At 38.9% G+C, this 11,535-nt stretch carries 11 protein-coding genes; 7 read left to right on the forward strand and 4 right to left on the reverse strand.

What is annotated here, in order from left to right:
- Positions 1-63: 63 nt before the first annotated feature.
- Genes H4J65_RS14380 through H4J65_RS14390 form a run of 3 tightly spaced genes read left to right on the forward strand, consistent with a single transcriptional unit; the run spans position 64 to position 2,369 of the window.
- On the forward strand, positions 64-876 hold the full coding sequence (locus tag H4J65_RS14380) for a hypothetical protein (RefSeq protein ID WP_182198633.1): 813 nt from the start codon (positions 64-66) through the stop codon (positions 874-876).
- Positions 876-1,610 (forward strand): hypothetical protein, encoded by a 735-nt coding sequence (locus H4J65_RS14385; RefSeq protein ID WP_259367629.1) that lies wholly within the window; start codon positions 876-878, stop codon positions 1,608-1,610. The genes H4J65_RS14380 and H4J65_RS14385 overlap by 1 nt, the downstream gene beginning before the upstream one ends.
- Positions 1,611-1,634: 24 nt before the next feature.
- Positions 1,635-2,369, forward strand: a complete 735-nt coding sequence (locus H4J65_RS14390; protein ID WP_182198634.1) for a DUF1461 domain-containing protein — start codon at positions 1,635-1,637, stop codon at positions 2,367-2,369.
- 169 nt (positions 2,370-2,538) lie between these two features.
- Here H4J65_RS14390 and H4J65_RS14395 read toward each other — a convergent pair whose 3' ends face one another.
- Together H4J65_RS14395 and H4J65_RS14400 are read right to left on the reverse strand one after the other, a co-directional pair.
- Positions 2,539-2,841 (reverse strand): YciI family protein, encoded by a 303-nt coding sequence (locus H4J65_RS14395; RefSeq protein ID WP_182190509.1) that lies wholly within the window; start codon positions 2,839-2,841, stop codon positions 2,539-2,541.
- 368 nt (positions 2,842-3,209) lie between these two features.
- Positions 3,210-4,430: a Xaa-Pro peptidase family protein gene (locus H4J65_RS14400; RefSeq protein WP_182198635.1), complete on the reverse strand. Its 1,221-nt coding sequence runs from the start codon at positions 4,428-4,430 to the stop codon at positions 3,210-3,212.
- A gap of 179 nt (positions 4,431-4,609) precedes the next feature.
- Between H4J65_RS14400 and H4J65_RS14405 the strand changes: the two genes are divergently transcribed.
- The 4 genes from H4J65_RS14405 (at position 4,610) to H4J65_RS14420 (ending at position 8,718) form a co-directional block, all read left to right on the forward strand.
- Complete coding sequence (locus tag H4J65_RS14405) at positions 4,610-5,866, forward strand: bifunctional alpha/beta hydrolase/OsmC family protein (RefSeq protein ID WP_182198694.1); 1,257 nt, start codon at positions 4,610-4,612, stop codon at positions 5,864-5,866.
- A gap of 91 nt (positions 5,867-5,957) precedes the next feature.
- Complete coding sequence (locus tag H4J65_RS14410) at positions 5,958-7,172, forward strand: CaiB/BaiF CoA-transferase family protein (protein ID WP_182198636.1); 1,215 nt, start codon at positions 5,958-5,960, stop codon at positions 7,170-7,172.
- Between the two features lie 284 nt (positions 7,173-7,456).
- Positions 7,457-7,660: a hypothetical protein gene (locus H4J65_RS14415; RefSeq protein ID WP_182136830.1), complete on the forward strand. Its 204-nt coding sequence runs from the start codon at positions 7,457-7,459 to the stop codon at positions 7,658-7,660.
- Positions 7,661-7,851: 191 nt separating this feature from the next.
- Positions 7,852-8,718 (forward strand): universal stress protein, encoded by an 867-nt coding sequence (locus H4J65_RS14420; RefSeq protein ID WP_182136829.1) that lies wholly within the window; start codon positions 7,852-7,854, stop codon positions 8,716-8,718.
- 164 nt (positions 8,719-8,882) lie between these two features.
- On the opposite strand, the gene H4J65_RS14425 is transcribed toward H4J65_RS14420, so the two are convergent.
- Complete coding sequence (locus tag H4J65_RS14425) at positions 8,883-10,007, reverse strand: DUF21 domain-containing protein (RefSeq protein WP_182136828.1); 1,125 nt, start codon at positions 10,005-10,007, stop codon at positions 8,883-8,885.
- Positions 10,008-10,031: 24 nt separating this feature from the next.
- Positions 10,032-11,384 carry a magnesium transporter gene (locus H4J65_RS14430; protein WP_182136827.1) on the reverse strand — a complete coding sequence of 451 codons (1,353 nt, stop codon included), beginning with the start codon at positions 11,382-11,384 and terminating at the stop codon, positions 10,032-10,034.
- Between the last annotated feature and the right edge of the window lie 151 nt (positions 11,385-11,535).

The following is an 11,535-nucleotide window of genomic DNA, read 5'->3' on the forward strand; positions in this document are numbered from 1 at the left end:
CTTTAGCGCTAGTTTATACTGCACCGCTAGCAGCGAATAGCCTTCTGCTTAAGGAGGTTTTACATGTTAATTAATACCGTTATTCTTTTTTTAAGAGATGCTTTACCCATATTTGTCATTAGTATTATTTTGATCTCTATGCTCCAGCAACAAGGTATTAAGTTGCGGTGGTATTACCTCGCGTTATTGACTAGCGTAATGTTAAGCCTAATTTTATTAAATACTATGGATGAAATTGCACATACACTAGATGATACGGGGCGAGAATGGCTTTATGCTTGTCTTTACATTGTTTGTTATTTTGTATCGCTGTTGTTATTGAGCCAGTTTGCAATCGTAAAAAGGCCATTAAGCGTCCGAAAACTTACCCTTGTTCGGCTTTGTGCAGTGGCCTTAACCGTTATTGTTATGACACTCAACGGTGCGAATTTTCTAATTTATATCACAGGCTTTTGGCATCAAAATAATGCCTCTAATGCCTTGGTGGCAGGCGTTACTCTCGGTGTGGGTATTTGCGCCAGTATCGCTGTGTTGTTGTATTTTTTAATGGCGTTTATTGAGCGTTATTGTCGCCTCATTCGCGAAGCACTATTGATCGTTTTTAGTGTTGGACTATTGATGAAAGCGACAAAATTACTGATCCAAATCGATGTTTTACCTGGGAATAGGCTTTTGTGGGACTCTAATTATTTAATAATGGAAAATTCCGAACTAGGGCAGTTGTTTACAGTGTTTTTTGGCTACGACGCCACGCCAACATTACTGCAACTATCACTTTATATTTCGGCCATTGTGATTGCCTTTACTTTGATTTTTGTTTGCTCGACGCTTTCAAAGTCAACACGCACTATAGTGAGTCATAAGGAGATGGTGTGATGAACTTTCTAATCTTTAAAAAATTAACACGATTTAGTTTTTTGCTGTTGATTTTATCTGCTTTTTCAGCGCTGATATGTCAAGTTGCGCTGGCTGACGGTGTTGTTGTTGATAAGGTATATCATCCCTATGTGCTACCTAACGAGCAAGAATTTGAATGGCGTATGTTGTCACATCAAAATGACGCGGGTAACAGTTTAGGGCAACGAATAGCCTACGGAAAGTCAATAACTGACAATGTTATGATTGAATTTTATATCGTGGGTGAGCGAGATAAAGATGGTGACTTTGGCTTGTCTGCCTATGAAGTTGAAACGCGCTGGATGATGACAGATCAAGGCGAATATTGGGCCGATTGGGGTCTGTCACTTGAAGTCGAAAAAGTACATGAATTGGATATTTGGGAAGTTACTACCGGTTTGTTATTTGAAAAAGAATTTGGCCGTGACAGCTTAGCCTTGAATGCGTTTTTAATTTATGAAAGTGGTAGCGATATCAAAAATGAATTTGAAACAGAGTTTCGTTTACAATACCGCTATCGGTGGCTACCACAAGTTCAGCCAGCCATTGAAATTTATATTGGCCAAGACTATACCGGTATTGGTCCCACTTTTATGGGCATACAAAGGTTTGATGGTCAAAAGCAATTGAAATGGGAATTGGGTTTTATAACCGGTTTAAATGGCGATGACAAAGACCATATCTTACGTGCTTCCATTGAATATGAATTTTAAAAAATCATGTTGAAACATTTATTGATGCGACAATTATTTTGGTGTGTTTTTGCCTTAGCATTACTGGTTTTTTCTTTAGGTATCAGTTGGCAAATGAGTAAAGCGACCAACTTTTTATATCATGTTTGGTACCAAACATTAGAAATAAATACCGTGATTAGCAAAAGCGTGCCAAAAAACACCCAAGGTAAGCGTGACTTTCCCATTAACGATGTGAAATTACACGAAAAAAAGTTTGCCGATATTGTGCAGTCTATCCACCATCAGGGTGATGGTTTAACAGAAATTAGTTATTTAAATCATCAGGGGATATTACAAAAATTATTAACTAAAAGTGAAGTGCAGCATTTGCAAGATGTGGCTAATTTACTCGATAATATGAGTAAATTGTGGTGGGGGAACTTACTTTTTTTGCTCAGCTTATTGATATTTTATGGCCATAAAGCTAAGCAATTAACGGCAGAGTCGATAAGAGCAATGCCGACAGCAAAGCAGAAGTTAATCTCTTTAGCCTGCTTTGTTTTTTTGGTTATCGCTATGTTGGGGATATGGGGTTTTACACCCATTTTTTATTATTTACATACCGTTATATTTCCTAACGATCATCAGTGGTTTTTTTATTATCAAGACTCGTTAATGGCTTCACTTATGAAAGCGCCTGATATTTTTGCCGCTATAGCCGGACAATTGCTCTTAATCGCTTTACTATTAGCACTAATTATTGATGCAATATTAAGCCGTTATCAGCGTCAAAAATAAAGTTTAATTAATCTTAAACCTATAGAGAATTAACCACTTCAAGCAAGCGTTTCCATATTGGCTTGACACATTTCTATGGTGTTGTTAGCCATTGCGGCAGTAGAAAACCCCAACAAGCTAAGCCATAGGTATTTGCTAAAAGTTACTCTTCATGAATTAATATTAATCATTATGCTGGCAGTACTTTTTTGTAAGGTTTAACGGTCACTTTTTTATAAACACCCGCTGCTATGTAGGGGTCTTGATCTGCCCACTGTTGAGCGTCAGCTAAACTGTCGAACTGTGCAATAATAAGTGAACCGGTAAACCCTGCGTCGCCAGGGTTTTCACTATCAATAGCAGGACAAGGGCCAGCCACAAGTAGCTTGCCTTGATCTTGCAATACACGTAAACGCGCTAAATGATTTTCACGCACGCTCATACGCAGAGCTAAACTATTTTCAACATCTTCACTGTAGATAAGATAAAACATATTACATCCAAAATTATTAATTAAAAGCCGCAAGTAGCGTCCAAGTTAAATTATTATTGTTTATCTTCTGCCTAAGCTTCAGACCTGTATTTATAACAAGACAACACTGAGCCAATAGCAATAAAGAACAAATAAAATAACTAACGGGATATCTTCTAAAATGCGTACATAAGCTCGTATCAAAAACGATAAGATAACAATTCTATCCAAAGCTAAGCTATACGCCAAACTATTTAAGGTTATAAGCGGTATTAGTTTTGATAAGTTAGGGATAAACGTTCGTTTATCCCTAACTTTACTAAGTTTTTACTAGATGATACTGGTATTGAAGTTAACGCCTTGTATTTGATTGTTAGTTGTAGCTTTGCTTAAGTTTGCTGATAGCCAAACGGATCGTCAATAGAATAAGAAGGCTCAGTAAACCACTTTGCGCCAGCATCAGTCATGTAAAAGTGATCTTCTAAACGTACGCCAAATTCATTCGGCAATACCAACATAGGCTCATTTGAGAAACACATACCTTTAGTCAGTGGCGTTCTATCACTGCGCACTAGGTAAGGCCATTCGTGAATATCTAAGCCAACACCATGGCCTGTTCTATGTGGACAGCCTGGTGTTTCATAATCTGGTCCTAAATTTTGGCTGGCTAAATAAGCTCTGGCGGCAACATCTACATCACCGCAAGCTACGCCAATTTTGGCGGCATCAAAGGCCGCTTTTTGTGCTAGCTTTTCGAAAAGCCACATTTCACGTTGGCGTTGATTAGGCTCTCCAAATACATAAGTGCGGGTAATATCAGCGTTGTATCCTTCAACCTGACAGCCAGTATCAATCAAAACTATGTCATTTGTTTCCAGTGTTTTTGGTGATTTTACACCGTGTGGATAAGATGAATCTTCACCAAATAGCACGATACAAAAATAGGAACCGGCAGAAGCGCCCACTTTGCGGTGCGCTTGGTCAATAAAGTGAGTGACTTCTTGGGTAGTAATCCCCACATGTAATATTCGAGCAACAGCTTTATGCACTTCGATAGTCATATTTTTTGCCTGTTGCAATAAGGCTATTTCAGTGTCTGATTTTTCTGCACGACAACCCGCGGTTACACATTTTGCATCAACAAGTTCAAACTCTGGTGCCGCTTTTTTAATACCGTCGGCAATAAAAAAAGCGGTCGACTCATCTATGGCTACTTGGCCTGAGTTAATGCCACACTCAGCCAAGGTTTGTTTAAATAGCAGATAAGGACTTTCATGTTCTTGCCAGCCTTTTATCTCGCCTTTAATGGTCATATATTGCTCAAGCGTATTCACTTCAAAAAATGGCGTGATATATTTAATCTCACCCTGTTGAGGAATAATAGCGCCAACCATACGTTCGCTGGCGTACCAACGGGTACCTGTAAAGTAATATAGATTTGTTCCGGCATTGATATAGGTGGCTTCAATATTATTTTTAGCCATAATTTTTTGCGCTTTCACAATGCGCTGTTTTAATTCAGTCGCTGTTATTGCTTGCACTTTGCTAGTCATATTGACTAACTTTTCAAGTTCAATTTTCGCGGTAGAGCCGCCAACACCTATAGTCATATGGTTCCTTAAAAAATTTAATTAATACTGATATATTTTATACAAAAAAATAAGCCATGTATCCTAACAAATAAAGTAGCGGTATGATGAAAGAAATTTATCCTAAAGCTAAACGGTCAAATATTGTAATCCCAGAAAGATCACAAGCCCAATTAACTCAATTAACCCAAGGAATAGCTATGCGTAAAAAAGTCGAGTTTATCAGTGGTGAACACCGCTTAAGTGGTTTACTGGAAAGTCCTGAATCTGAGGTTAAGTTTTATGCCTTATTTGCTCATTGTTTTACCTGTGGCAAAGACATCGCGGCGGCATCACGTATTAGCCGAGCTTTAGTGCAAAAAGGTATTGCGGTATTAAGGTTTGATTTTACCGGTTTAGGTAATAGTGATGGTGATTTTGCTAATAGTAATTTTTCTTCAAATATAGAAGATTTAATTGCGGCAGCAGATTTTCTTCGCACAGAATATCAAGCACCACGACTACTTATTGGTCATAGTTTAGGCGGTGCAGCTGTGCTTAACGTTGCTCAATATGTTGAAGAAGCGAGCGCAGTGGTCACTATTGGCGCGCCATTAGATGCAGCGCATGTCGCGAAGAATTTTGCCCTGCAGCTTGATGATATTGAAAAAAATGGTAAAGCAGAGGTTAATTTAGCTGGGCGTGTATTCACCATAGAAAAACAATTTTTAGATGATATAAAGCGCTACGATACCCGTCATATTGGTCAACTAAAAAAAGCACTTTTAGTTATGCACTCGCCAATTGACAGCACGGTAAATATCAGCGAAGCGGAGAAAATATACCAAGCCGCCTTACATCCTAAGAGCTTTGTTAGTTTAGATGATGCCGACCATTTACTGACCAATAAACGTGATGCTGAATATGCTGCTGATGTAATCGCGGCGTGGGCAGGGCGATATATTACTTACGCGGACAATGCTAACCATATTACTGAACATATTGCTGAAACTGCTAGCAGTAAGCATGACAAAAATGAGATCGCTAAAGGGCACGTCATCGTAGAAGAAAAAAACCATAAATTTACTCAACACGTCAGCACCAATAGCCACTATTGGCTTGCTGATGAACCAGAAAGTGTTGGTGGTAATAACATGGGACCTGATCCTTATGAGCATTTGCTAGCGGGCTTAGGCGCTTGTACCGCCATGACTTTACGTATGTACGCTGAGCGTAAAAATTTGGCTATCAAACATATTAAAGTGGAGCTAACGCACAGTCGAGATTACCAACAAGACTGTCAAAAATGTGAAAGTGAAAGTCAGGGTATTGAAGCCATAGTGCGGAAAATTAGCTTTGTTGGCGAGCTAGAAACAGCTCAATACGCGCGATTTTTAGCCATAGCAGATAAATGTCCAGTACATAAAACGCTGCACAATAATGTCAAAGTGGTGAGTACATTGCTTAATCAAGCATAAAAAATTAGCCTAACTGCTGATGATAAATTATCATTGGCAGATAGAAGATCATCATTGCTATGGCAACAATGTAAAGGGTAGAGTTTGGTATATGTCTGAAGCGTTAAAGGGTATTAAAGTTGTTGATTTAAGCCGAATTTTGGCCGGGCCTTGGGCATCACAAATGCTTGCTGATATGGGTGCTGACGTTATTAAGGTAGAAAGACCCAAAAAAGGTGATGATACCCGTCACTGGGGTCCTCCATTTATTAAACCAGCGCATGGTAATGAACCTGCCCAAGCTGCCTATTACCACAGTGCAAACCGCAACAAACAGTCAATCGCTATTGATATAACCCAGCGACAAGGTCAACAAGTGATAAAAGACATGATCACTAAAGCCGATGTTTTAATTGAAAACTATAAAGTGGGCGGTCTTGAAAAATATGGGTTGAGTTATCAGCAAGTAAAAAAACTCAACCCTAAATTAGTTTATTGTTCAATCACAGGCTTTGGTCAACATGGCCCATACGCACATAAAGCTGGTTACGATGCCATGATCCAAGGTGAGGGTGGCTTAATGAGTTTAACCGGTGCTGCTGATGGCGAACCGATGAAAGTTGGCGTGGCCGTGATTGATGTAATGACCGGGCTTTATAGCGCGAATGCTATTCTTGCGGCATTACTCGCTAAAGCCCATACCAACAAAGGCCAGCACATAGATATTGCCTTACTTGACGTTCAAGTGGCAACACTGGCTAATCAAGGCATGAACTATTTAGCCACAGGTGAAAATCCAAAGCGTTTAGGCAATGCTCACCCCAATATTGTGCCCTATCAAACCTTCGCGACTAATGATGGCAGCTTGATATTAGCGATAGGTAATGATCAACAGTTTGAACGATTTTGTCAGGCCGCTCAGTGCTCAGCATTAGCAAACAATGCCTTATTTAAAACTAATCAACATAGGGTCGAAAACCGTATTGAACTTGTGCCGCTTTTAGCGCTTATTATCGCTAAGCAAAGCACTGATTATTGGGTCACGATATTAGAAGCAATCGCGGTACCTTGTGGACCGGTAAATACCTTAAAGCAAATATTTAACCACCCACAAATACACCATCGCGAGATGGTAAAACAAGTACCGGATAAAGACGGTAGGCTAATTAAAACCGTGGCATCACCTATTAACTTATCGGATACGCCATTACAATATAAACACGCCGCGCCAAATATTGGCCAACATAGCCAACAGATTTTAACGCAGTTTTTACAGTATAATGACGAGAAAGTTGCCGCGTTATTGCAAGCTGGTGTTGTGGCGTAATTTTTATTGTTTGCATTGTTTGTATTTTTTGTAAAAATAAGCGCTTAAATCAGTGGGCTCTGTTGTTTTTACCTTAAATCAGTGGGCTCTGTTGTTTTTACCTTAAATAAAGCGAGTATATAGGTTAAGTAAGTTATTAACCTATATACTAATTATCTGCATATTAACCTGTATAATTAGCCTTTAGCTAGTTCGGTTTGATTGCGAAATGCAAGAGCAGAACTGTTTTAATAAGCCACTATCATTTTATGTCGCTTAATGTCGTTATGTTTATCGAGAAACCCATGTCTAATTCAATGTCTTTAGAAAAAATATTTATTATTATAGCGATCATACTAGGATTTGGCTCTGCGGTTGACTTGATATATGCTTTAGCAGACGCAAATATTCAACTCGCTGAGGTATTGCGTTGTATCTTAAATATTGTTATCGCTGGCTTTTTATATCTTTATTTTAATAAAAAACATAAAGCAAAAGTTGAAGATTAAATACCTGGGCAAGTTAAGCATTACACTCGCCTATAATGACCTGCTTAACTCTTAAAATCATCTGTCCAGATGTTAAATTTATCGTGATCAATAACTCCTCGTCATTAATTTTTAGATAGTTGTTTTATATCAAAGTAAATAAATTTTTGTATGCTACTTTTAATTTATACCTATAAATAAAAGAAGATATTATGAGTAAAATATTCGTTGTTGCCGATTTATCAGACAGCAAACAAGTCGCTATAAAACGAGCTTGTGAACTGGCTAAAACTAAAAGCCAATCATTGCATATTGTTTATTTTTGTTATCAAAGTTTACGTCATATTCAAGATGATCCACAAAATATTAAACAAGCGGTAATCGATGCGGTCACCTATAACGCAGAAAAATCACTCAAGACCTTAGTGCCTGACGACATTGATTACAGTTATGAAGTCGTATGGGAAAAGCGTATTGACCATTGGATAAGTGACTACGCAAAACAACACCAGCTATCAATGGTAGTGAAAACAGCCCATCGCACTGAGACTTTCTTATACACATCTACCGATTGGCAATTATTACGCGCGTGCCCAGCGCCGATATTTATTGTCAGTGATCATAAATGGCGTAAATCGCCAAATGTCTTAGCCGCTATTGATTTAGAGACTAAGCGCAAAAGCAAACAAACACTAAATCATCAGATATTAACGGCAGCGAAAGAGTTTGCTAAAGCGAACAACGCAGAATTATTTGTCTGTTATACCTTACAATTTTCAAAGTTTTTACGTGACTTAGGTTTACAATACAAAGACGAATTAGAAATTAAAGCAGGGAAAACCCTAAAGCATAAAATTGAAAAGTTAGCGGCGGAATATGACATTCCTGTCGCGAATTTTTTTATTAAGGCCGGTGAACCCGAAAAAGTAATTCCCAGTATTGCGGCCCGGCAAAAAGCAGGGTTAGTGGTTATTGGTACTATTGGTCGAAAAGGTTTGAAAGCAAAAGTGTTAGGTAATACCGCCGAGAAAATTTTAAGCTTATTAAAATCAGACGTGCTAGCCCTAAAACCAGAATAACTAGCGGCTATTTAACCTCAATGATCACTGTTTTTTATGACTTTGACCAGGACTTTGATCAGGACTATGAGCAGAACTAATACCAAGCGTTTCGGCTATGCTATTTATAGCCGAAACTAATAGCCGAAACGTGCGCTGAAAAAGGATGATTCAGCGCTAGATGCTTATTTCTCGTCTTTACTTGGTTTAGCTTTACTGACCTTGGCTTTACTGGGCTTAGCCTTACTTTTTTCAGTTTTATTTTTTACCGTGGCATTATCGGTATCTTGCATCGGGGGCAGCATACCTTTAAGTAAACGGCCAAATATATCTGCACCGGTAATAATACGTTTAGTTTCACCCCATACCAGCAGCACATCGTGTTCAATCACGCCATCGAAGTTTTTATCAATAGAGGTACTCACTTTCATTTTTAAAATGGCTTCATTTAACGATGTTGTTTCATCAGTGATAACAACCGGACGATGACAAAAATTGTAAGGGTCAAAGTTTTCTGACTGAAACAGTGCGCTACGCAAGAAGCCATCAGCATCAATAACAAGTAAAGGTTTACCTTCGAGGTTGGTTAATACCACCCAACTATAACCAGAATGATTTAGCATAGTTAAAAATGGATCGTCGGGGCCAGAATAAGTATCTGGCAGAACGGGTAAATCAAGCTTTGTTGGCAAGGCAATAATAGAGTTAGGGTCAATAACTTCACCTTCTTCTGTGACTCTAATTTCATCTAAAGCAAAAAAATTCAGGGCGCCGATACCCTCAACATGGTTCAAGTCTGCTTCTTCAGCGCTAATGTGCTCTTTAATAATACTGCCTAATTCACTTTCTGCTAAGTAGGTAATACCTTCTTTGCCCAACCAAGCATCAAGTATTAGGGCACTTGGGCGAGTAACGGGGTAAAGCAGAAACTGGTAGAAGCGAATGATAGGTGCGAGCATGCTGCCCATTTTTAAGGCATTGCGAGAAAAGTAAGCCTGAGGCGTAATTTCACCCACCACTGTGATCACTATGGTTGAGAACAAAAAGGCGCCAACACCCGCAAGTACCGAGTCAGACAACATGGTTAACAAAACATTAATCCCCACATTGCCCCATAAAATAGTCGCTAATAAAAAGTTAGAATCGTTTCTCAGTGTTAATACCGTTATGGCGGCTTTATTACCTTTATTTGCTTCTACTTCTAGTTGTAGCCTGCTGAGTGAAAAAAACGCTAAATTTAATCCAGAAAAAATGGCAGATTGTGAAATACAAAACACAATAGCAATCCAGGTGATAGTTTCTACGGGCATTACTTTTTTCCTTTTTTTACTTTTCTAAAGTAGCAGTAAGCTACCTAATCCCAAAAACACCACAAAGCCAACAATATCGGTTACTGTGGTTAAAATAACCGCGCCAGATAAGGCTGGGTCGATATTTAATTTGTTTAATAATGCCGGGATCATAACGCCGGATGCAGACGCGGTCAGTAAATTTAATAAAATCGCTAAGGCAATAACGAAACTTAGTTCGATGCTGTCAAACCAAAAATAAGTAATTGCACCGATAACAATAGACCAAATGATGCCATTGACCCCGCCCACTTTTAACTCTTTTCGCAGCAGCACTTTTCTATTTTGTTCTGTTATCTGCCCTAGGGCTAAGCCTCGAACAATAACCGTTAAGGTTTGACTACCCGATACGCCTCCCATAGAGGCAACTACCGGCATTAGTACCGCCAAGGCTACCACTTGTTGCAGGGTTGCTTCAAAAAAACCAATAAACCAAGACGCCAAAAATGCGGTCAGTAAGTTAATACCAAGCCAAATGCCACGGTTTTTGGCACTGGTGCGTACACTAGCGAATAAGTCTTCGTCGGTACTTAAACCCGCGGCGGTAGTCATTTGCTCTGTTTGCGACTCTTGCTTTACTTGATAGGCGGTTTCGACAGTAAATCGGCCAAGAAAATGTTCGTTTTCATCCACAACGGGTAGCGACATTTTACCTGATAATATGACCGTTTCCGCCGCAGTTGTTAACTCTTCATTAGCATTAAGTCTTGTTATCTCAGCAGAAAAAAGTGTTTTTAACGTGCTTTCGCCGTCACTTTGTATTAGCGCATTAATGGCGACAGTACCGGTTAAAACACCTTCTTTATTGACCGCATAAAAGTCTTCGGTATAGGGCGATAGACCTTTTTGTAAAAGTAGCTGCGCACTAGTGACTTTAAGCTTTTCTGAAATGCGAACATAATTGTAATCTAACCAGTGACCGACTTCATCAACACTAAATTGCTGTGCTTGTTGGTAAAGTTTTCGCTGTGAATCATCTAAATTTTTTATCGCATATTTTAATAGGCGGCTTGGTATTTCCTCTGCAATTTCAATTACTTCATCAACATCTAGTTGGGCCAGTAACTCAAAACACTCCTCGTCGCTCAACGCCTGAATTAAGCTGGTTCGAGTGCCTTGTCCCATATCGACAAAAGCAGACCTTTGCATGGTTTCAGGGTAAGTAGACCAAACACTTAAACGCTTATCTTGTGGCAGTGCTTCAATTAACAGGGCAAATTGTTCTGGCGCGAGTGTTTCAATGGCCGAGCGCATTACCTGGACAATTTCTTGCGTATGCTCTGCAATGAGAATGTCGTCAATGACTAAGGATAATTTATCAATGGGATTTTCTAACATTTATTTATCCTTAAAGTTGTTTTAATAAAGGCATATGACCTTGTGTGGGAGGGTAACTGTTTGTTATTCACTCTTAACTTTTATGCTATTACTTTTAGTAAATTATATTCGTATTTGCAAACAATTGTATTACAATCAAGCGCAAATAAGT

It is taken from the genome of Colwellia sp. MB02u-9 (assembly GCF_014077085.1).
Taxonomy (GTDB): domain Bacteria; phylum Pseudomonadota; class Gammaproteobacteria; order Enterobacterales; family Alteromonadaceae; genus Cognaticolwellia.

Bases quoted from the DNA above. Each gene is read 5' to 3' on its own strand.
- H4J65_RS14385 (WP_259367629.1), top strand. From the start codon at position 876: ATGAACTTTCTAATCTTTAAAAAATTAACACGATTTAGTTTTTTGCTG.
- H4J65_RS14405 (WP_182198694.1), top strand. From the start codon at position 4,610: ATGCGTAAAAAAGTCGAGTTTATCAGTGGTGAACACCGCTTAAGTGGT.
- H4J65_RS14425 (WP_182136828.1), bottom strand. From the start codon at position 10,007: ATGCCCGTAGAAACTATCACCTGGATTGCTATTGTGTTTTGTATTTCA.
- H4J65_RS14400 (WP_182198635.1), bottom strand. From the start codon at position 4,430: ATGACTATAGGTGTTGGCGGCTCTACCGCGAAAATTGAACTTGAAAAG.
- H4J65_RS14420 (WP_182136829.1), top strand. From the start codon at position 7,852: ATGAGTAAAATATTCGTTGTTGCCGATTTATCAGACAGCAAACAAGTC.
- H4J65_RS14380 (WP_182198633.1), top strand. From the start codon at position 64: ATGTTAATTAATACCGTTATTCTTTTTTTAAGAGATGCTTTACCCATA.
- H4J65_RS14430 (WP_182136827.1), bottom strand. From the start codon at position 11,384: ATGTTAGAAAATCCCATTGATAAATTATCCTTAGTCATTGACGACATT.
- H4J65_RS14415 (WP_182136830.1), top strand. From the start codon at position 7,457: ATGTCTAATTCAATGTCTTTAGAAAAAATATTTATTATTATAGCGATC.
- H4J65_RS14410 (WP_182198636.1), top strand. From the start codon at position 5,958: ATGTCTGAAGCGTTAAAGGGTATTAAAGTTGTTGATTTAAGCCGAATT.
- H4J65_RS14390 (WP_182198634.1), top strand. From the start codon at position 1,635: ATGCGACAATTATTTTGGTGTGTTTTTGCCTTAGCATTACTGGTTTTT.
- H4J65_RS14395 (WP_182190509.1), bottom strand. From the start codon at position 2,841: ATGTTTTATCTTATCTACAGTGAAGATGTTGAAAATAGTTTAGCTCTG.